Here is a 21,029-nt window from a genome sequence, read left to right as displayed (position 1 = left end):
CATGATCCCTCCTTGCAGTTCCGGTCACGCTTACGGCGATCGGTTCGCGGCGGTCGGCCGTCACGCTCGTTCGGCCTCCGACCTCTCCGGCAGGAGGCGCGCTAGAAGATCTGCCACTTCTGGTTGTCGTTGTTCCCGCAGGACCAGAGCTGGACGTTCTGGCGGCTGTACAGGTCGGCGTCCAGGCACAGGTGGGAGTCGACTCCGCGGACCGTGCCGTCGGAGAAGAAGAACCACTGCTGGTTGGTGCCGCCGTGGCAGTCATGGGTGATGACCCGGGTGCCGTTGGTCTTTCCGAAGCCCTGGGCGTCCAGACACTTCGTCCCGTTGTAGACGCTGATCTCTCCGTTCGCCGCTCGGGTCCACCGCTGGTTCTCACCGTTTCCGCAGTCGGCCACCTGGAGTGGGACGTCGTTGGCCTGGGACGCGCCGGGGACGTCGAGGCACGCGGCGTAGCCGACGTCGCGCAGCCGGGTCGTGGCCGAACCCGACCCGCCCCAGGCGTACTTGAGGCGGTTCACGGCGGTGGGATTCGGCGCCCAGAGCGGCAGGTTCTCGGTGCCACCCGCGAATGCGCCGAAAAGCCGGAGAATGTTCAGCGAGTCGTGGTCCGGGCTGGTGGTCCGGCCGCCGATTCCGTGGCACCAGATCGCACCCAGGTGGTAGTCGTGGATGACGTCGGTGATGGCGCGCAGGAACGCCACTTCCTTGGGAGTGGTGTCGCTCGGAGTGGCGTCGTAGTTGATGCCGTTGTCGGCGTCGGCGCCGAATTCCTCGATGACGGTGCGTGCCGAGCAATTTCCCATGTAGGTCTTGATGTCGTCGACCCACTGGCTGTAGGTCCGGGAGCCATAAGGAAATGCGTAGCGGTGCATCGCGAGATAGACCCCGTCGAAGCGGGAGTCGTTGCAGAACGGCCTCAGATCGGTACCCCAACCGCCGGCGTCGGCCTGGGCGCCCTCGATGAACATCCGGTCTTTCGGGAGACCGGCCGCACTCGCGCGACTGACCCAACGGGCGGCGAAGTCCAGCCACTCGGAGGTGGTGAAACCGACGGGCTCGTTCATGGGATCGATGTAGATCAGGGGATTGGACAGATACCTGGATATGACCGTGTCCCACATCTGGTTCCAGGTGGGCAGGTAGCTGTCGGAGATCTTGTTGCTGCCGTCCTCGGACCAGTAGCTGAGGACCACCTTGAAGCCCCTGGCGGTCGCGGCGTCGATGACGGCGTTGTACGTGTTCCAGCTCGCGGTGGCGGGGTTCATCGGCAGCCGGACGGTGTTGGCACCCAGGGAGCTCTGGAACGCCGCGAACATTCCGTCGGCCTTGCTTCTGGCGGAGTTGTAGTCGTCGTTCGGAGAAAGCCCCTGCAACACGAGTCTGTCGGCGGTGAAGTTGTCCCCGAGGCGCGACCAGTGCACGCCGTGGAACTGGCTGGGGTCAAGGGCGGCGGCGACTGATGAGGTGCCGGCGGCCGACGCGGTGCCGGCAGCGGACGCGGTGCCGGCGGTCGACGCGGTGCCGGCGGTCGACGCGGCGCCGGCGGTCGACGCGGCGCCGGCGGTCGACGCGGTGCCGGCGGCGGTCGCCGAGGCGGTGGCCGCCGTGCCGAGCGGCATCACGGCCAGCGTGGTCAGTATCGCCAGTGCCCAGGCCAGCACGCGGCGGTCGAGGCGTCTGTGGACCGGCGCCGATGCAGGTGCGGTGGGATGGGGACGTGGCATGGCTTCCTCTCCGGCTTGGCGCGCGAGAACGGCCGTAGGCGGCCCGGTTCGGGTGCGGCAACGCACCGTTAGAAAGGTGGACGTGAACGTAGCGGCGGTGCCAGAGGGCGGCGATCGCGTATTCCAGAACGCGCCGATCCGTGTGGCGGATGACCAGGCCCAAGACCGGCTCCACCAGCCCGACTTCGCAGCGGTTGCCACTGGCTGCAGTCCCCTCGCCAGGGTTGGGGGACCGCGGACGGACGAGTCGAGAGCATCGAGCTGAAATCCGGTCGAGCTGAAATCCCAATGGCCGCCATCTGGATGTCTGCTCGCCTTCCCTCTTCGACGCCGGCGTCTCTCCTGGCCTTCGCCACCCTGCGGCCATCCGAATTTCGGATGGCGGCGTCCTGTTACTCGCGCTTCGTCGTAGGACGCACGCCGTTCTAGGTTTGGTCGCATGCCCCCAGGTCTCCGCGTCCGGATTCGACCAATTCCGGGACGGTGCACGCCTCGACGTGTTCCTCACGGTGCCCTTGCTTGCAGATCGGAGAACCTGTCGGCGTTCACGACCGCACGGGTTGGTTCGGTGCTCGGGGCGCGGCCCACTCCCCCTGGCTGAAGGCCAGCACGACAGCTGGGGGGTACGAACGCATGCGCGGTGACAGCGCGTGGTCGTCACCCGGGGTCGGCCGTTGACCCCCCTTCACTCGCTCTTCACTCGGTTCGAGAGGCACGAGAGGTACCAGCATGAGATTCAGCGGGAAGGTTGCCGTGGTCACCGGAGCCGACTCCGGCATAGGCCGGGCGACGGCGATCCGGCTACTGGACGAGGGCGCCACGGTCGTCGCAGTCGACCTGCGGCACGTCCATCCGTGGCCTGACCTGTCACCGGGGCGTCTGCATCGAATCGACGTGGATGTGGCCGACCCGTACGCGGGACAGCGGCTGGAGACCTATCTGCGGGCGGAGTTCCAGCGGCTCGACGTACTGGCCAATGTCGCGGGAATCCTGCACATCGCGCCGTTTCTCAGGGTCACCCGGGCCGACTGGGATCGCGTCGTCGCGGTGAACCTGACCGGCGTGTTCTTCCTGAGTCAGGCCGCCGCCCGCATCATGGTGGACCACGGCACGCCGGGCCGCATCGTCAACGTCTCGTCGGTCCATGCCGTGGTGTCCGAGCCGAACGCGGCGCCCTATACGGCAACCAAGGGCGGGCTCGAGGCGATGACCCGCACGATGGCCTCCGAACTGGCTCACCACGGCGTCACGGTGAACTGCGTACGCCCGGGCGCCACCCGGACCGCGATGAGTGAACCCATCTACACCCAGGAGATCGTGGACTCGCTGGTGGCGAAGATCCCGGTGCGGGAGATCGCGTCGCCGGAGTGGGTGGCGTCGGCCATCTGCTACCTCGCGTCCGAGGAAGCGCGCTACACCACCGGCGCCTGCCTGGACGTCGACGGCGGGTACGCCATGGACGGCTCGCTGCCCGGCACGGCGTACTCGTGAGTGCCGTCGCCGCGGTGACCGGCGCCGCCTCCGGCATCGGCCGCGCCACCGCCGTGCGTCTGGCGCACGAAGGGTACGAGGTCGCGATGATGGACCTGGACGTCGCCGGGCTGGCCAGGACGCATGCGCTGATCCAGGAGGCCGGGGGGCGGGCGCACCCCTTCACCGTGGACCTGTGCGACCCTCTGCAGGTGGGCGCGGTGACCCGGGAGATCGCGGTGACGGTCGGCGCCCCGCAGGTGCTCGTCAACGTGGCCGGCATCGGTGTGGCCGCGACCGTGCTGGAGACGAGCGACGAGGACTGGGACCGCGTCCTGGCGGTGAACCTCACCGGGCCGTTCCTCACCACCAGGGCGACGTTGCCGTTGATGCTCGACCGCAGCAGCGGGGTGATCGTCAACATCGCCTCGGTGGGCGGCCAGGTCGGCCTGGCCCGCCGCGCGGCCTACTGCGCGTCCAAGGCCGGGCTGGTCGGTCTGACCCGCGCGATCGCGGTGGACCACGCCCGCGAAGGAATTCGCTGCGTGGCGATCTGCCCCGGGACCGTCGAGACCGAGTGGATCGGGAAGATCCTCGCGAACGCGCCGGACCCGGTCGCCGCGCGTGCGGCGATGGCGGAACGGCAGCTCGACGGCCGGATGGGAGCGCCGGAGGAGGTCGCGGCGATGGTCGCCTTCGTCGCGGGCCCGGACGGCCGATTCGTCAACGGAGCCGCTCTCGTCCTCGACGGCGGGATGACCGCGGTGTGACGGCCGGCGGATGCCGACCGCCGAGCCGGCCGCATCGGCGGCGCAGGCGGTCAGGCCTTCCCGGCGTTCCCTCATGGGCCGGGTCGGGTCGCGGCGGCATCGTAGATCGCCGCCCTGGCGCAGGATGTGGGTCCAGGCGGCTCACCCCAGGTAGTCGCTGCCGCAGCCTTCACCTCGGGCGGACTCTCATAGCAAGATGGCGGCCACCGGGGCCGTCCAGTCAACGGGCGGCACCGTCGACCCGTGAAGGGGGCGTCCACGTGACACAGCCCGGGACGGAACACCTCGACGACATCGCGGACGCGGCGCGAACGCCGTCCGTGCACCGGTACCGCTCCCTGACCGGCGTGGTGCGGCCGATTCGGCTCGCCGCCGGGGCGCAGGGACCGTCCGGCCGGTGAGCGGGGCGCCGTACTTCACCGAGCCTGGGCCGATGGTTCCGGAGACGTGCGACGAGGACCTCGGCGCGGTCGACCTGCCTCCGCGTGATCCCCGGGACGCCATGTCGCTGCAGACCGCCTGGCTGCGCAGCTTTCTCGCGGTGGCCGACAAAGGCGGGTTCGGCGCCGCCACCCCCGTACTGCACCTGTCGCAGTCGCGGGTCAGTGCCCATATCGCCGCGCTCGAACACGCCCTCGGGGTGACGCTCTTCGACCGCAGGGCACGTCCCGTCTGCATGACCACGGCCGGGGAGCTGTTCCGCGGGCATGCCATGACTGCCCTGCTGGAGTTGCAGCGCGGCATCGACGCGGCACGCAGCACGCTCGACGGTTTCGCCACGCATGTGAGCGTCGGCAGTTATCCGAGCGTCAGCTCGACGTACCTTCCGGCGGTGCTGCGGGAGTTGAAGTCGAAGTACCACGGCCTGACTGTCGAACTGTTCGAGGGGAACGCCTCGACGCTGGAGGAGATGGCCTTCAGCGGGACCGTCGATCTCGCCTTCCGGCCGTTGCTGCCGAAGATGCACGAGACGACGCTCTGCCATCGCCCGATCTGGCGCGAGGACATCGTCGCCGTGATGCGCGAGCACGACCCGCTCGCCGCCCGGACCTCGGTGAGCGTCGCGGACATCCTCGAGCGACCGCTCATCGGCAATCCGGCCGGTAGCGAGGAGGACGGCGGCGGGTTCGATCTGCGCCACACGCTGGGCGAGGCAGCCGGGCGGGCCGACATCGCGTACCTGACCGACCAGCCGACCACCCTGGTCGCGTTGGTCCGCTCCGCCTTCGGTATCGGCGTCATCAATCGCCTGGCCCTCCGGACCACCAGCACCGAGGGGCTGGCCATCCGCGCGATCGACTCGCCCACCGCCTTCCGGGAAGTCGCCCTGTTCTGGACGCGCCGACGCGCCGACACGGCCGGCGTCAAGGCGTTTCTCGAAGTTCAAGGACGAGCACGGCTGCCGGTGGGCGTGCAGGCGATCTCGAGCTGAAGGGGCGCCCGGCCGGCCTTGCCTCCATGACGACACGGGGCACGCCGGGATACCGGGCCGATGGGGTCCTGCACGCCGGGCATCGTGGTGCTGACTCCCCCGCCCCCAGCGTGATCGAGCTCGGTGTGGTCCCCCGGCGATAGCCTCGCGCTTTCCGTCCGCCGTCGCACCGCCGGGGGCAACGGTCTTCCCGATACTGGATCCATGACCGGACTGCACAGGTTGATGACCGGTTCTGAGGCTGCCTCAGGTGTCTATGGCGTGATCGTGACGGGGCCGTAGTCCGAGAGGTTGGTGAGGTGCATCTGGGCGAGCGTGGTCGCGGCCGTGGTGCTGCCCGGCATCACGATGCCGCTCAGGGTGACCCCGGTGATGGGGGCACCGGGCCGGCCGTTGATGCGCGCGGCCGTGGTGCCGGCGTTGCGTACCTTGACGTGGGAGATCGTGACGCCCGTGACCGGGCCGATGCCCTGGGTGTCGCCGGTCATCAGGGCCAGCCACGTCCGGTTGTCGTCGTTGGTGAAGTCCAGCCGCTCGATGTCGATGTCGTCGAAACGGATGTTCGTGGCGCTCGACGTCCCGTACTTGTGATGGACGCCGATGCCCACGGCGGCGTCGTAGACGACGACGTGCTGGAACGTGACGCCGTCCTGCGACTGGATGACGCCCTGCCCCACCTTGACCCCGTAGCAGTAGGTCCAGGAGACCAGGTCGTCGAAGGTGACGTTCTTCAACGGGCGCGCGGTACCGGGGACGGACTTGTAGATGTCGGCGACATCGCCCCAGGTCTTGGTGGAGAACGGGTCGTCGAGCCCGATGCCGATCGCGTGGGTGACGGTGACGTTCGTGGACTCGGTGACGTCGATCCCGTCGTCCTCGCCCATGTCGAACCTGTTGAAGAGCTTGATGTCGCGGAACGTCATGTTCGATGACCGCAGGGGGATGACGGCCCAGCTGCTGGACTCCCGGAAGGTGATGCCGTCGACCGTGAATCCGTCGGTGTAGACGGGCATGAGGAGGTTCACGCCCAGGTTGCCGGGCTTGAGCGAGGCCGCCCCGTTGCCGTCGATGATCCCCCGGCCGTAGATCTTGATGTTCGACGACGAGTAGCGGGTGGAGATGAACCAGGTGAGGTCGCGCCCCTGGGAGTCCTTGTGCCCGTAGACCACGTAGTGGTCGGCCTCCCCGGTGTAGCGGAGCACCGCACCGGGGGCGAGGTAGAGGGCGAGGTTGCTCCGCAGGTACAGGTTGCCCAGCGTGTAGACACCGGCGGGCACGTGGACGATGCCCTGCCGGCCGTTGGCGGAGCCCCACGCGGCGGCGTCGTTCAGCGCGGCCTGGAAGGCAGTGGTGCTGTAGTCGCCGGTGTTCGGCCGCACGTTGTACGGGGCGCTCTGCACGTTGAAGATGCCGGTGCCGGAGGACGACGGGCGGTCGGACTCCTGTGGGTCGGCCGCGATCACCAGGTTGGGGCGGCCGTCCAGTTTCACGATCAGGTAGTCGTCGTGCTGCACGGTGAAGGTCAGGGTCGAGCCGCTGACCGACCCGCTGAGGTTCAGCTTCTGCGGACTGATGCTGTACGAGCCGATGTCGGTGTTGTTGGTCTTGGTCACCGCCATGGTGGCGGTGCCGGTACCGAGGGCGAACTGGGCGATGTCGTACCCCGGGTACTTGGTGACGGGGACGGACGTTCCGTTGACGGTGAGCGTGTAGTCCGTCGACGCCGGGTAGATCGACGCGACCGGGTACACGGTCACGCCCGCCGACGCGGCCTGGGCGGGACGGGGAAGTCCCACCAGGGCCGCGACGGCCAGCAGCAGAGCGGTCAGTCCGAGAGCCAGACCGCGTGCGGCGCGGCGCTCGGCTGCGCCGGTCGTGGGGAACGGTGATCTCATACGGATTCCTTCGGGCTGGGGGCGTGCTGGAGGTGGTGGAGGTTCATGACCGTCAGCTCCTTGTCCACACCTGGTTGGTGCCGCCGTCGCAGGTCCGCAGCTGCAGTCGGGTGCCGTTGGCGGTGCCTCCGCCGATCGCGTCCAGGCAGGTGCCGGAGGCGAGGTTGACGATCGTGCCGTCGGAGCGGACCCGCCACTTCTGGCCGTAGGTGCCGTCGCAGTCGTGGATCTGTACGGCGGTGCCGTCGGCGGTGGCTCCTCCGGCCGCCTCCAGGCAGCGGTTGGCGAAGACGGTCAGTTCACCGCTCACCGTGGAGAACCAGGTCTGGTTGGTGCCGCCGTTGCAGTCCCACAGCGCCGGACGGGTGCCGTTGGCCTGGTTGCCGCCGGGCAGGTCCAGGCAGCGGCCGGACTGCTTCTCCTGGTAGGCGGCGGTGGTGTTGGCGCGGTACCAGGTCTGGTTGGTGCCGCCGGTGCAGGTCCAGATCTGCAGGAGGGTGCCGGTGGTGGTGCCGCCTCCGGTGGCGTCCAGGCACTTGCCGGAGTTGGGGTTGACCACCGTGCCGTCGCTGTTCACCGTCCACTGCTGGGCCGCGGAGTTGTTGCAGTCGTAGATCTGCACCGCCGTACCGTCGGCCGTGGCGCCGCCCTTGACGTCCAGGCACTTCGCCCCGCCGTAGACCGTCAGCTGTCCGGTCGGGGAGGCGGTCCAGGTCTGGTTCGCGTCACCGTGGCAGTCCCACAGCGCGACCTGCGTGCCGTTGGTCCGGCTCGCCCCCGGCACGTCCGCGCACAGGCCGGACTGGCTGCCCTTCAGCGCGCCGGCCTGGCCCCGGGTGGAGCAGGTCGACAGGCCGGACGTGTAGGGGCACAGTGCCGTCACGAAGCCGCCGTTGGTGGCCTCCGGCACCGACAGGGTGTCGGAGCTGGTGACGACGCGGGTGTCGTGGGTCAGGCCGCCGGAGCCGTCGCGGACCGTCTCGGCCAGCCACTGCCCGGTGCCCAGGAAGCTCAACGGGGTCTGGAAGGTCTTGGCGGACAGGGCCGAGATGCCGCCGACGAACCAGCGCCCGCCGGCACGACGGGCCAGGTACGTCTCCTTTCCGGGACTGCCGCCGAGCAGGCGCGTCTCGTCCCAGGCGGTGGGGAGCTGGTCGAGGATGCGCAGCGCCTCGGGGTGTGCCTCATAGCTCTCGGGGCTGTCGGCGAAGTGCTGCCAGCCGGACTCGAACACGACGGAGGTGGCCAGTTCGTGGGCGTCGGTGGTGTCACGGCCGGTCATGCTGAACACCACCGGAGTGAAGTCCATGCTGGAGATCACGTTCCGGGTGTAGGGCAGGATGGTGTCGAAGGCGGCGAAGGTGAGGGTGCCGTTGTCCAGCGTGACCTGTGCGGCGGTCGGGGAGCCCGCGGACGGGCCGGTGACGGTCCAGCCGGTGGCCGCGGCCGCGGCGTGCGCCGGCACGACCAGGAGGGCAAGGGGCAACAGCAGTGCAGTCAGGCAGCGTTGCAGAAGGCGTCTGAGCGGAGTGGGGGGCATGGGTCTCCCTCATCGAGGTGAGTGGTGGTGACGACGGGTGGTGGCGACGGGTGGGGCGGCTGCGGCCCGGCGGGGGCAGGGGTGGCCAGTGCCGCAACAGGCGCGGCACTAGGACAGCCGCCAGATCTGGTTGGCGCCGCCGTTGCAGGTCCAGATCTCCAGCGCCGTGCTGTTGGCCGTGCCGTGCCCGACCGCGTCCAGGCACTTGCCGGCTCCGACGTCGACCACGCTGCCGTCGGAACGCACCCGCCACTGCTGGCCGGCGCCCCCGTCGCAGTCCCAGATCTCCACCGGGCTGCCGTCGGCGGTGGCGCCGCCCGTGACCTCGAGGCACTTGGAGTCGTAGACGGTCAGCTGGTTGGCGGTGGAGGAGGTCCAGGTCTGGTTGGTGCCGCCGTTGCAGTCCCACAGGGCCGGCTTGGTGCCGTTGGTCTCGCTGAAGCCGGGGACGTCGACGCAGCGGCCGGACTCCTGCCCCTTGACCGCCCCCGAGACCGCGCCGCGCTGCCAGCTCTGGTTCGAGCCGCCGGTGCAGGTCCAGAGCTCCAGCAGGGTGCCGGGGGTGGTGCCGCCTCCGGTGGCGTCCAGGCACTTGCCTGAGCCGGGGTTGACCACCGTGCCGTCGCTGTTCACCGTCCAGCGCTGGCCGGAGGCGCCAGTGCAGTCGCCGATCTGCACGGCGGTGCCGTCGGCCGTGGCGCCGCCGTTGGCACCCAGGCACTTCGCGCCCCCGTAGACCGTGAGTTGGCCGGACGGCGTCAGGGTCCAGGACTGGTTGGTGCCGCCGTGGCAGTCCCAGAGCGCGACCTGGGTGCCGTTGGTCCGGCTCGCGCCGGGCACGTCCGCGCACAGCCCGGACTGGCGCCCCTTGAGGATGCCGGCGTGGTTGCCCGGCGGGTTGGCGGTGACGGACAGGTTGTCGAACTGGTCGGTCTGGTAGCCGACCACGCCGATGCCGATCTGGCCCGCCGCGAAGGAACTGTCGTCGGTGGTGCCGAGGGTGGCGCCGTCCGCGGTGGCGGTGATCCGGTCGCCGGAGAAGCCGAGGGCGAGCGTGTGCCACGCGTGTGTGCCCAGCGCCGTCCGGTTTCCGGAGAGCAGGGTGGTCAGGCTGCCGGCCGCCGAGCTCTTGACGATGGACCAGGGGCCGGTGTCGCTCACCCGCAGCAGGTAGGCGGCCTGGTGGCTCTGCGGGCGGTTCTGGGTGCCCGCCCGGCCGAGGAGTTCGACGGTACCGGCCTGTTGCAGGTCGACGTCGGCCTTGACGGTGTAGTCGGTCCACGTCGGGTCGCCGAGCAGCGAGAAGGCGTCCGAGTCGTCCTGCCATTCGATCGGTTTGACCGGGGTCACCTGCTGCACGCACTGCCCGGTCCGGCCGTCGGCGCAGGGGCGCGCCTCGAACGAGCCCTGCATGTCGGACAGGTACGTGGCCTCGGTGCCCGTGGCATCGTTGTCGAACGTGTCGGTGTAGGGCAGCGCGAGGGCGTGGGCTGCGGGCGCGGTGGCGGTGCCCTTGCCCTGGCCGGTGGTCGTGGTGACCGTGTAGATCCAGCCGGGCTGAAGCGTCAGCGCGTACGAGCCAGCGGCCGGGGTGATGTCCTGCGTGTGCACGAAGTCGGTGGACGGGCTCGGGCTGTTCACCCGGGTCGCCCACACGTGCACCGCGCCGGTGGAAAGGCCGTTCTTCACCTGGACGTCGACCGTCTGCGCGGCGGTGGCGGTGGTGGTCTCCAGGACCGTGGAGTAGTCGGACCCGTTCGGCGACTTCAGCGTCACATAGGTGCCGTTGGACTCGCTGCCGCCGAGATAGCCGGAGGCGGAGTCGATGAACTTCCAGCCCGGTTGGGCGAACTGGGTGATCTGGGCGGTGGCCCAGGTGTTCTCGCCGATCGAGTAGTTCCCGGACCACGGCGAGTTCGCGGTGGCCAGGCCGACCGTGCTGAACGGCAGGTTGGAGTAGATCGCCGCGACCAGTGGCCAGTTGAGGTAGGCGGTCATCCGCGCGTCCAGGTATCCGCGCACGATGGAGCGGATCAGCGCCGGGGCCCCGGCGTCCATGTCCAGTGAGCCGTTCTCGGACGCCCACAGCGGTTTGCCGTTGTTCTTCGCCGCGGTGGTGCTGGAACAGGTGTTGGCGTTGCCGCCGTCACCGCCCTGGCAGGGATAGTGCGCTCCGATGACCGACACGGCGGTGTCGAACGAGGCGTCGCTCGCCATGTCGTCCGCGACGCTCCAGCCCGAGTCGTCGGCGACGATCTGCAGGCTGCCGTATCCGGCGCTGTCCAGCGCGGACCGCAACCGGACGTACCAGTCGGCGTCGTGGCCCCGCTCGTTCCAGCCACCGAGGTAGCCGATGGTCAGGCCGTGCTGCTTTGCACAGCCCAGCCAGGAGATCAGGTAGTTGATCGTGTCGGTGGACCAGAACCCGCCGTTGATCCAGCCGGGAGCGGCCCAGGCCAGACCGTAGAACTTGATGTCCGGGTTGCGGGCCTTGGCCTGCTCGGCGAGCCAGAACTCGTAGCCGGCAGCGCAGTTGATCTGTCCCTTGGTGTGCTCGATGGACGGCTCGGAGCCGTCGGTGGAGTTGGCGTCCCCGCCGATCTCCAGCTTCAGTAACTGCAGGTTCGCGCCGTATCCCGGCTTGAACAGGTAGTCGAGGAGCTGCGACCGCTGGGCGGCCGGATAGTCGCGCAGTAGCCGGGAGTTGCCCCCGCCGCCGCTGATCGCGCCGATTCCGTCGAACGTCCGGCCGCCTTGACCGCCGTCCACCGTGATCGTCGTGGCCGTCGCCGCGTGGGCCGGGGGCACACCGGCCACGAGGAGGGCGGCCACAAGAGCCGTGAGCCACAGGGGCAGGAGGTGTTTCAGGGTTCGCTGCACAGCGTCGTCCTTCTCCAGTGGGGGGTGAGGACTGCTCTTGAGAGCGCTCTCAAATGGCCGCGTTGCCGAACCGTGCATGGAGAGGTTTGGGCGTCAGTGTGGAGTCCTGTTGATTTACAGTCAAGGTCTGTACCAGAGAACCTGCATCGACTCCGCCAACAGCATCGCCGGACCGGCCAGTTTGGCAGCGCCGCCCAACCCTCGCACCCAGTCACCCAGTCCCACATCTTGACGGGTGCATGATCGATATCCAACACTGCCAAACAGGTCTACACCAGCGGACGAGGCGAGCAGCCGCACACCCGTTACGCGGCGAGCCCCTGAATCGCTACTCCGACTTGTCGGCCGGTGGCGGCAGGGCCTACCGCGCCGCGGGCCGAGGCCGCGGCCCGCGGCGCGGTAGGCGGGTCGTCAGCGCCGGGTGTGCCGTAGGCCGACGGCCGTGAGGGCCAGTGCCAGCGGGCCGGGGTCCAGGAAGGCCAGGGGCACCAGCATCCAGGCGCACAGGGCCGCCGTCGCCACCGCGAGGAGCACCAGGGCGCTGCCGCCCGGGTCTCGTACGGTGTCCCGGGCGGCCTCGCGCACGGCGGCCGGCCAGTCGGTGAGCGACTCCGGGCGGGCGCAGGCCCTGAGGCCCACGACCAGCGCGCCCGCGCCGATCACCGCGGCCACCACCGCGAACGGTGCCGCTCCCGGCAGCCCCACCCGGGCCAGCCCCAGATCCGCGGCGCACAGCAGCGCGCCGGCCAGGGCGACCAGACCCGCCAGCAGGTCGGCGGGGCGCAGCCGCCGCCGTAGGACCGTGAAGTACCGTCCGGCCGTGGCGGGTTGACCGTCCACCCCGCCGCGCAGCACCTCGCAGGCGCTCGACAGGGCGGCCGGGGCCGTCACCACGGGCAGGCAGACCACGGCGGTGGCGAGGCCGACGCTCAGCATGTCGGCGAACAGGGTCATGCGCGGCCCGAAGACCTCGCCGGGTTCGCGTGTCTGGAGCCCGCTCATCCCTTCACCCCAGAACTGGCCATGCCCTCCACCAGGAACCGCTGGAAGGCGAGGAAGAACAGCACGATCGGCAGCAGGGCGACGACCGACATCGCGAACATCGGGCCGAACGCCGACTGGCTGGAGGAGTCCACGAAGGAGCTCAGAGCGAGGGTGAGCGTGAACTTGTCCGGGTCGAAGAGGTAGATGAGCTGGGTGAAGAAGTCGTTCCAGGTCCAGATGAAGGTGAAGATCGCCGTGGTGATCAGCGCGGGGCGGGTGAGCGGCAGGATCACGCTGAAGAAGCTGCGGAAGGGACCGCAGCCGTCGATGCGGGCGGCCTCCTCCAGTTCACGGGGCAGGCCGCGCATGAACTGCACGATGAGGAAGACGAAGAACGCCTCGGTGGCGAGGAACTTCGGCAGGATCAGCGGCCAGTAGGTGTTCACCAGGCCGAGCCGGTTGAAGAGGATGTACTGCGGGATCAGCACCACGTGGTGCGGCAGCATGATCGTCGCGATCATGAAGGCGAACAGCGGGCCGCGGAAGCGGAAGCGCAGCCGGGCGAAGGCGTAGGCGGTGAGGGAGCAGCTGATGACGTTGCCGACGACCGCGCCGCCCGCGATCAGCAGCGAGTTGCCCAGCAGCCGCCAGATGGAGACGTCGTTCACGCCGTCGAAGGCGGTCTTGTAGTTGGACCATTCGAGGTGGCTGGGCAGGAGGTCGAGGCTCGCGATCACCTCGTTCGCCGGCTTGAGGGAGGTGGCGAGCAGCCAGGCCAGCGGGTAGAGCATCACCAGCAGGGCGGCGACGCAGCCGACGTGCAGGGCGATACGACCCCAGGGAACCGGCTTGCGGCGTGCGGCAGTTGACGCGCTGCTCGATACGGCGGTCATCGGTCCCCCTCGGAGGCGTAGAAGACCCAGGAGCGTGAGGTCCTGAACAGCACCGCCGTGACGGCGGCGATGACCAGCAGCAGTACCCAGGCCATGGCGGAGGCGTAGCCCATGTGGGAGGCGACGAAGCCCCGGTCGTAGAGGTAGAGGGTGTAGACGAGGGTCGAGTCGGCGGGACCGCCCTTGCCGGCGCTGACCGCGAAGGCGGGCGTGAACACCTGGAATGCCTGGATCATCTGGAGCACCAGGTTGAAGAACAGCACCGGGGACAGCATCGGAACCGTGACGGACACGAACTGCCGCCATTTCCCGGCCCCGTCGCAGGCCGCCGCCTCGTACAGTTCGGCGGGGATCTGCTGGAGGCCCGCGAGGAAGATGACCATCGGGGCGCCGAACTGCCACACCGTCAGCAGGGCCACGGACAGCAGCGCCCAGCCCGGCCGGTTCACCCAGCCGCCGGTGCCGAGCAGGTGGGACACCGTGCCGCCGTCGTTGAAGATCGCCCGCCAGACGAGGGCGACGGACATGGAGGCGCCGAGCAGCGAGGGGGCGTAGAACGCGGACCGGTAGAAGCCCTTGCCGCGCTTGATGGGCTTCAGGGCGAGCGCGACGCCGAGCGCGAGCGCCAGTTGCAGGGGCACGGCTATCACGACGTAGGTGAGGGTCGTGAGGACCGAACGCCAGTAGCGCGGGTCCTGGGTGAACATCTGCGTGTAGTTGCGCAGGCCCACCCAGTGCGGGGGGTCGAAGAGGTTGTAGTCGGTGAACGACAGGTACAGCGAGATGGCCATCGGCAGCAGCGTCAGAACGCTCGCGCCGAGGAGCCACGGAGAGAGGAACACCCAGGCGGCGCCCTGGCGTTCGCGCCTGGACCGGCGCTTCGGGGCCGCGGTGGTGGCGGGCTTCGCCGGTGTCGGGATCGCGGTGGTGGTCATGACCTCAGCTCCGCCTTCGCCTCGGTGATGTAGTCCTTGGCCGCCTTGGCGGGCGACATCAGGTCGAAGGAGACCTGGTCGTAGTCGCGCTGGAAGGTGGTCTGGAGGGAGTTGTCGCCGGGCGGCGGGGCCTGCGGCGGGTCGTCGAGGGTGCCTTCGACGGACGCCTGGTAGTCGGCGATGGTCTTGTCGAAGTCCTTCAGCAGGGGTGTGGTCTCCTTGCGGATGGTCTCGTTGACGGGGATGCCGCGGGTGGCGCCGAGGACCTTGGCCGCGTCCTCGTCGTTGATGAGGAAGTCGACCAGCTCGGCCGCCGCCTTGGCGTGGGGCGTGTGGGCGGAGATGCCGAGGAACATCGACGGCTTGTAGTACTGGCCGGGTGTGCCGTCCGCGCCGGACGGCATCGGGGCGAGCGCGATGCCGGTCGGGACGAGCGCGAGGAAACCGCTCGTCGGCGCGTCCCAGTTGGTGTCGGCGACCGCCTTGCCGCGGCCGAGCGGGGTGTTCTCGACCGAGCCGTCGAGCTGGGTGTTCTGCTCGGCCGGGGAGACGGCTCCCTCCCGCTGCAGCCCCTTGGTGAAGGTCCACCATCTGGCGAGATCCTCGGCGCCGAAGCCCAGTTGGCGATCCGTGGTGTACAGGGACCTGCCCTGCCCGCGCAGCCAGACCTCGAAGGCGTCCTCGCTCCAGCCCGGGTCGGTGCCGCCGGGCTTGCCGGTCGCCTTGGCCAGGGCCCGCATGTCGTTCGCCCAGTCGTCCCAGGTCCAGCCCCGCTTGGGGAGGGGGACCCCGGAGTCCTTCCACGCCTTGGCGTCGTACACGACCGTCTCGCTGCCGCGGCCCTGTGGGATCGCGTACTGGGTGTGGTCCACGCGGCCGGTGGCGAGCAGGCCGGAATCGATCCCGGAGGTGCGCAGTACCGCCTTCTGCCGGGCCAGGTCGAGCAGGACGCCACCGGAGGCGTACTGGTCGATCTGCCGGTAGTCGAGTTGCATCACGTCGGGTGCGTCGCCGCCCGTGGCCTGGACGGCGAGCTTCTGCTTGTAGGCGTTGTAGTCGGAGAACGACGTGCGCACCTGGATGTCCGGGTGCCGTTTCTCGAAGAGTGCGAGGGCCTGGTCGGTGCGCTCCGCGCGGTCGGGGTTGCCCCACCACGTGTAGCGCAGCACGACCTTGCCGCCACCGACCGATTCTCCGGATCCTCCACAGCCGGCCAGCACGGTGCAGAGCACCAGTGCGAGGGCCGAAGCGCAGAACCCCTTTGTCCTGTGTCCGGGCATGCCGAGGTCACCTCATCCTTTCCTCGGTCTTCTCGACGACCCCCCTCGCCCCCCTGGGAAAGCTGCTACTCGCCGCCGTAGGGGAGCGTCGTCCCCGGCAGGTTGTACTCGTCGCGGCGGCCGCACATCCCGAATCCCCCGAGCCGGGTGGGCGCGGCCTCGTGTGCGGTCGCCTCGGCGAGATACGACGGCTCTCCGGCCAGCAGCGCTTCGAGCTGGGCGCCGGTGCGCTCGGCGGTGGCCAGCGCGCCGGCCCGCCACAGCTCGCGCCAGCGGGGCACCTTGTCGCGCACCAGCCGGGCGGCGGCCCGCTGGAACTCCGCGTACGGGCCGTTGTCCCCGGCGACCAGCGCCTCGCGCAGGTCCAGGTAGCCCTCGACGGCGAGGTCCCGGCGCCGGCGGGCGGCCTGCTCCACCTCGACTCCCGTGCCGGGTGGCAACGTTGCCACGGCCGCGTATCGCTCGGGGTCGGCGAGCACCTCGGGCGGGAAGGTGAAGACCGCGTCCCCGGCCTCGGGCAGCCCGCTGTTCTGCATCAGCACGGTGATGCGCAGATCGCCGCCCTGCACCATGCGGTGCACGGTGCCCGGCGTGAACCAGGCGACGGATCCGGGCTCCAGCGGGATGTCCCGGTAGCCGTCCGGGCTGAGCGTCTGCACGGCCCCCCGGCCGCCGGTGACGACGTACGCCTCCGTGCACACCAGGTGCAGGTGCGGGCTGCCGCCGCACACGCCGTCGGCGGCCTCCCAGTCGTAGGCGCTGAGGTGGGACAGCCCGACGGCGCCGGGCAGCGGGTGCGGGAGGGCGGGCTTGGGTCCGTTCGCCACGGCGGGCCCTTCAGGGGTGTTCACCACGGCAGGCCCTCCAGGTGGGCGGCGACGCGGTCGGCGTCCCAGGCGCCGTCGGCGAAGACGATCCGGTAGCGGTAGGCGAAGGACTCGCCCGGCGGCAGTTCGAACTCCTCGAAGAACGCCCACGAGAACGCGGCCGTGGGGATCGGTTCCGCGCGCACGAACCAGTGCGACTCGTGGATCGGCGTCCGCCCGTCGAGGTTCTCGGGCGCGTGGGCGAAGACGATCGTGGAGTGCCCGTCGACCCCGTCGTGCTCGGTGGTGTACGCGAGCCAGGGGCCCTGGGTGCCCATCAGCTTCTCGGCGCCGCTGACGGAGTCCGGGCCGAACGCGGTGCCGCCGGTGAAGTCACGGGGGCCGCGCCACTGCAGTCCGGTGTATCCGGCCATCTCGCGGCCTTCGGTGGTGGGGGAACCGAAGGTCAGCGGCTCGTCGCGGACGTTGGTGAGGTGGATCGACCAGTCGAGCGCCCAGGCACCGGCCGCCTCGTCGACGGCGTGGACGGTGAGCCCGCGCACCTCCCGCGCCCACTCGGCGCCGCCGTTCTCCACCCAGGTCAGCTTCTCGGTGAAGGCGAACCGGTCGTCGGCGACGGCGAACTCGGAGAAGCCGTCGTGCCGCATCGAGCCGACCCGCTCCGGCAGCACCTGGTAACCCTGGCCGTGGACGTAGGTGTTGCCGCCCCAGAAGTTCTGCCCGGACAGGTGGCTGGCCGTCATCTGGAGGCCCTTGTGCCAGCGGTGGTCGCTCGGCCGGTAGCCGGTGACGGTGCGTCCGGCGAGGGTGCGCACCGGGTGGGCGTACGGCTTGCGCGCCTCGTACGCCTCGGGGTCGGGGCGGTAGACGTAACGGAGGATCTCGGTGCCGTCCGCCGCCGCGACCGCGATGTGCTCGCCGTGGACGTGGGTGACGCGGATGCTCATGCGCGCTCCTCGGTGGGGGCCCAGTGGGGGTGGTCGCCGTGCATGGCTGCGTAGTAGGGGTCGCCGGGGCCGATCTCACCCGCGTGCACGGTGCGGCCCGTGAACGCCGACTTGTAGAGCGCGGCGGCGAATTCGAGGGTGGCGCGGGCGTCCGGGCCGCTGCCCGGCGGCCGTACACCTGCGTCGTGGGCGTCGAGGAGGGCGCCGAGCTGCGCGGTGTGCGAGCTGGGCACGTCCGCCTCCGGGGTGCGCCAGGCGTCGGCGCGCTCGGCGGGGACGTGCGGGGCCGGGGTGTAGACCCAGTCCTCGTTGCGGTGCCTGTACAGGTGGGTGAGTTCGACGGTGGCGTCCGCGCAGTCGACGCGGATGCGGCTCACCTCCTGCGGGGACAGCACGCTGTTGACGACGGTGGCGAGCGCCCCGTTCGCGAAGCGTACGAGGGCCGTGGAGACGTCCTCGCTCTCGGTGTCGTGGACCAGACGGGCCGCCATGGCCCGGATCTCCGTCCACGGGCCGAGCAGGTGCAGCAGCAGGTCGTACTGGTGGATGCCATGGCCCATGGTCGGGCCGCCGCCCTCGCTGGCCCAGGTGCCGCGCCACGGTACGGCGTAGTAGGCGGCGTCCCGGTGCCAGGTGGTCTGGCAGTGCGCGACCAGGGGGGCGCCCAGCCCGCCGCCCGCGATCAGCTCCCGGGCGTGCACGGCGCCGGAGCCGTAGCGGTGCTGGAAGACCACCGACGCGTAGGCGCCGGACGCCTCCTCGGCGGCCGCGACCTCGTCGTACTCCGCGAGGGACAGGCACAGCGGCTTCTCGCACAGCACCCAGGCCCCCGCCTTGAGCGCGGCGACCGTCTGCTCGCGGTGCAGGGACGGGGGCGTGCCGACGAGGACGAGGTCGGGCCGTACGGCGTCCAGCATGGCGTCGACGGAGGTGTACCCGGCGACCTGGCCGCCGGCGAGTTCCCGGAAGGCGTCGAGCCGGGCCTGGTCGACGTCGACCGCGGCGACCAGTTCGGCACGCTCGGCGTGGGCGGTGAGGGCGGGCAGATGGCTGCCGCTGACGATCGAGCCGGTGCCGACCACGGCGACACGGCGGCGGGTGGGGTGGGGGGACATGCGGTCCTCCTAGGAGTTCCGGGGACCAAGACGCGGAGAAAGCGCTTGCTCTCGAGGGACCCTAGATCCGGAGGAATGTCAGGACAACCCCCCGCACCGCGATGGCGAAGAGAAGCTCCTGGAAAGGTCCTGTGCCTCGATCCTGATCGTCCCGTGTGCTCCGGACACGACGGTGCCCCGCGAAACGGAGCGGCCGGTCGGGCGTCCGGAACCCGCGGGTCTCCGCTCGGGGCGTGCGCCCGTTGCCGGTGAGTACTCCCTGAACATGGGCAGGCCATCGCTGAACATGGGCAGGCCATCGCGCAAGTCCCCCTGGTGAACGGGCAGTTCGCCGGAGGAGCGCACGATGGCCTGGTCCCGGTCCGACCGGATGCGGCTGCCGGAGGTGTCCGCGTACGGCCGACGGAGTCGAGACGATCAGGGTGCTGGGTGAGCGAGGCGGGCGGCCCGGCCCCGTCGGCTACCAGGCGTCCTGCGTGGCGAAGTAACGCTTCCAGAAGTCGACCTTCCCGGGGGACGCCACGCGCATCGGTCCGTACTGCTCACCGACCTCCATCACCGTGGGTGAGGACGGAGTGTGGGCGGGCCATCTGGGCAGACCGCGCCCGTTCGGGTCGCCGGTGGTGATGTAGTTCGCGAGGTACGAGGACATGGTGTCGGCGATCTCGCGGTCCTGGTCGGTCCATCCCTGGGCGGCCGGGTAGAGGTTGCCGAAGAAGTAGACGATCTCGGAGCCGTGGTAGGCGCCCCGGATGTCGTGGTCGGGGCCGGGCGGGCGGTGTGTCCAGAAGTAGGTGTACACCGGCCTGTCGGCGCCCTTGGCCCACACCGTGCCCCACAGGTACGTCGAGACGCGGGAGTTGTCGCGGACCGCGTCGTTGCTGGCGAGGGCCGCCTCGTCGTCCGTGGTGGCCGGGTAGAGGGTGAGGAACTCGTCCGCCATCGTGCCGAACTTCTGCCGCGCGGCACTGACGTAGTCGTCCAGGGTGACGTGGACGGGCGGGGCGCCGGGACGGTCCGGGTAGCCCGTCCGGCGCCAGTAGTCGAAGGCGGTCTCGGGCACGGCCCCGCTCTCGTCGAGGTTGTTGCCGGCCAGGTACCAGACGTCGTTCTGGGCACGGGCCCGGTAGGTGGCCATGTAGCCGGCGGGCAGCACCCAGCCGTCGACGACGGGCCGGAACAGCGGTGGCTTCGCGACGGACTTGGTGTCGACGGTCTCGTCCTTGAGGGAGGCGCCGTCGGTGAAGTCCTGCCAGGGCAGGGCGCGCAGTTCCGTCAGTGTGCTCGCGCCCTTCGTCGCGCCGTACGCGGGTCCCTGCCGGAGGGCGGTGTCCATCTCACGGAGCGACACTCCGAGGTAGCGCAGCTCCGGGTCGCTCGGGTGGCGTACCTGGCTCTCGGCGACGGAGCGCTTGAACAGGCCGGTTGCCAGCGGGGACATCGAGAGCATGTCCGTGGAGCCGGCGCCCGCGGACTGGCCGCCCACGGTGACCTTGTGCGGATCGCCTCCGAACGCGGCGATGTTGCGCCGTACCCACTTCAGGGCCGCGATCTGGTCGAGCAGGCCGTAGTTGCCCGACACTCCGTGCGGGGACTCGGCGCCCAGTTCGGGTGTGGCGAGGAACCCCAGGGCGCCGAGGCGGTAGTTGATGGTGACCACGACGACGCCCTTGCCCGCCAGGACGGAGCCGTCGAAGCTCGGGTCGGAGCCGGTTCCCGCGGAGAAGCCGCCGCCGTAGAGCCATACGTAGACCGGGCGCCGGTCCTCGGTGCTCCTGGCAGCGGTCCAGATGTTGAGGTTGAGGCAGTCCTCGCTCATGGTGAGCGTGGTCGACGCCTGCGGGGGCGCGTCACCGAAGGTGTCGGCCTTGCGGACGCCTTTCCACGACGGCGCCGGCCGCGGCGGGCGCCACCGGTTCTCCCCCGCGGTGCTCGCCGCGTAGGGGATCCCCTTGAAGACGGTCACGCCGGACACCGCGGCGGCCACCCCGGAGACGAGCCCGGAGTCGATCCGCACAGGCCGGCTCGCGAGCGGTTGAGCAGCGGACGAGGCAGGCGCCCCCAGGGCGTCGAGGAGCACCGCTCCCACGGCGGCGCCCGCGGTGCGGCCGAGGAAGTCGCGGCGACCCAACTCGGGTTCCGTGACGGAAGGTTGGCTGTTCTCTGGCACGTTCATACGAACCTCCGGATCGCTCGGTGAAGGATGGTGCGGCGCCGCCTGCGGCGTCCGGCTCGGGCTCGGCCCGCCATGCCGCTCGGCTGCGGCTCGGTCATGAGGGTCCGTCTCGGGCCGGGGGGCCGGACGGGAGGATCCGGCCCGGCCGGTGCCGTCGA

The 21,029-nt window shown here is 70.2% G+C and carries 16 protein-coding genes; 4 read left to right on the top strand and 12 right to left on the bottom strand.

The genetic code is table 11. The features are described 5' to 3' along the window. Positions 1-101 precede the first annotated feature (101 nt). Positions 102-1,727, bottom strand: a complete 1,626-nt coding sequence (locus AB0D59_RS45405) for a ricin-type beta-trefoil lectin domain protein (protein ID WP_362577541.1) — start codon at positions 1,725-1,727, stop codon at positions 102-104. A gap of 729 nt (positions 1,728-2,456) precedes the next feature. Between AB0D59_RS45405 and AB0D59_RS45400 the strand changes: the two genes are divergently transcribed. The 4 genes from AB0D59_RS45400 to AB0D59_RS45385 all read left to right on the top strand — a co-directional run bounded on the left by AB0D59_RS45400 (position 2,457) and on the right by AB0D59_RS45385 (position 5,399). Then, entirely contained in the window at positions 2,457-3,218 is a 762-nt protein-coding gene (locus AB0D59_RS45400) for an SDR family oxidoreductase (protein WP_362577540.1), read from the top strand. Then, positions 3,215-3,967: an SDR family oxidoreductase gene (locus AB0D59_RS45395; RefSeq protein ID WP_362577538.1), complete on the top strand. Its 753-nt coding sequence runs from the start codon at positions 3,215-3,217 to the stop codon at positions 3,965-3,967. The genes AB0D59_RS45400 and AB0D59_RS45395 overlap by 4 nt, the downstream gene beginning before the upstream one ends. A 260-nt stretch (positions 3,968-4,227) precedes the next feature. Next, on the top strand, positions 4,228-4,368 hold the full coding sequence (locus AB0D59_RS45390; protein WP_362577536.1) for a hypothetical protein: 141 nt from the start codon (positions 4,228-4,230) through the stop codon (positions 4,366-4,368). 32 nt (positions 4,369-4,400) lie between these two features. Further along, positions 4,401-5,399, top strand: a complete 999-nt coding sequence (locus AB0D59_RS45385; RefSeq protein ID WP_362577535.1) for a LysR family transcriptional regulator — start codon at positions 4,401-4,403, stop codon at positions 5,397-5,399. 254 nt (positions 5,400-5,653) lie between these two features. On the opposite strand, the gene AB0D59_RS45380 is transcribed toward AB0D59_RS45385, so the two are convergent. The 11 genes from AB0D59_RS45380 to AB0D59_RS45330 all read right to left on the bottom strand — a co-directional run bounded on the left by AB0D59_RS45380 (position 5,654) and on the right by AB0D59_RS45330 (position 20,871). Continuing rightward, positions 5,654-7,294, bottom strand: coding sequence for a glycosyl hydrolase family 28 protein (locus tag AB0D59_RS45380; RefSeq protein WP_362577533.1), 1,641 nt, complete (start codon positions 7,292-7,294; stop codon positions 5,654-5,656). 52 nt (positions 7,295-7,346) lie between these two features. Beyond that, a complete protein-coding gene (locus AB0D59_RS45375) occupies positions 7,347-8,834 on the bottom strand; it encodes a ricin-type beta-trefoil lectin domain protein (protein WP_362577532.1) in 1,488 nt (495 codons plus the stop codon). Positions 8,835-8,942: 108 nt separating this feature from the next. Continuing rightward, entirely contained in the window at positions 8,943-11,714 is a 2,772-nt protein-coding gene (locus AB0D59_RS45370) for a ricin-type beta-trefoil lectin domain protein (protein ID WP_362577530.1), read from the bottom strand. A 411-nt stretch (positions 11,715-12,125) separates the two neighbouring features. Further along, entirely contained in the window at positions 12,126-12,716 is a 591-nt protein-coding gene (locus AB0D59_RS45365) for a hypothetical protein (RefSeq protein WP_362577529.1), read from the bottom strand. Beyond that, a complete protein-coding gene (locus tag AB0D59_RS45360; protein ID WP_362577527.1) occupies positions 12,713-13,591 on the bottom strand; it encodes a carbohydrate ABC transporter permease in 879 nt (292 codons plus the stop codon). Before AB0D59_RS45360 ends, AB0D59_RS45365 begins: the two co-directional genes overlap by 4 nt. Then, entirely contained in the window at positions 13,588-14,526 is a 939-nt protein-coding gene (locus AB0D59_RS45355; RefSeq protein WP_362577525.1) for a sugar ABC transporter permease, read from the bottom strand. Before AB0D59_RS45355 ends, AB0D59_RS45360 begins: the two co-directional genes overlap by 4 nt. Continuing rightward, on the bottom strand, positions 14,523-15,806 hold the full coding sequence (locus AB0D59_RS45350) for an ABC transporter substrate-binding protein (RefSeq protein WP_362577523.1): 1,284 nt from the start codon (positions 15,804-15,806) through the stop codon (positions 14,523-14,525). Before AB0D59_RS45350 ends, AB0D59_RS45355 begins: the two co-directional genes overlap by 4 nt. A gap of 65 nt (positions 15,807-15,871) precedes the next feature. Next, positions 15,872-16,633, bottom strand: a complete 762-nt coding sequence (locus AB0D59_RS45345) for a cupin (protein WP_362577521.1) — start codon at positions 16,631-16,633, stop codon at positions 15,872-15,874. Positions 16,634-16,653: 20 nt separating this feature from the next. Further along, positions 16,654-17,580, bottom strand: coding sequence for a PmoA family protein (locus AB0D59_RS45340; protein ID WP_362577519.1), 927 nt, complete (start codon positions 17,578-17,580; stop codon positions 16,654-16,656). After that, a complete protein-coding gene (locus tag AB0D59_RS45335) occupies positions 17,577-18,695 on the bottom strand; it encodes a Gfo/Idh/MocA family oxidoreductase (protein WP_362577517.1) in 1,119 nt (372 codons plus the stop codon). The genes AB0D59_RS45340 and AB0D59_RS45335 overlap by 4 nt, the downstream gene beginning before the upstream one ends. 460 nt (positions 18,696-19,155) lie before the next feature. Further along, positions 19,156-20,871, bottom strand: a complete 1,716-nt coding sequence (locus AB0D59_RS45330; RefSeq protein WP_362577515.1) for a carboxylesterase family protein — start codon at positions 20,869-20,871, stop codon at positions 19,156-19,158. Positions 20,872-21,029: the final 158 nt, after the last annotated feature.

Origin of the sequence: Streptomyces sp. NPDC048417 (assembly GCF_040651615.1) — a bacterium.
Taxonomy (GTDB): Bacteria; Actinomycetota; Actinomycetes; order Streptomycetales; family Streptomycetaceae; genus Streptomyces.
Note: the sequence above shows the minus strand (reverse complement) of the source record. Positions and strands in the feature narration are given on the sequence as shown.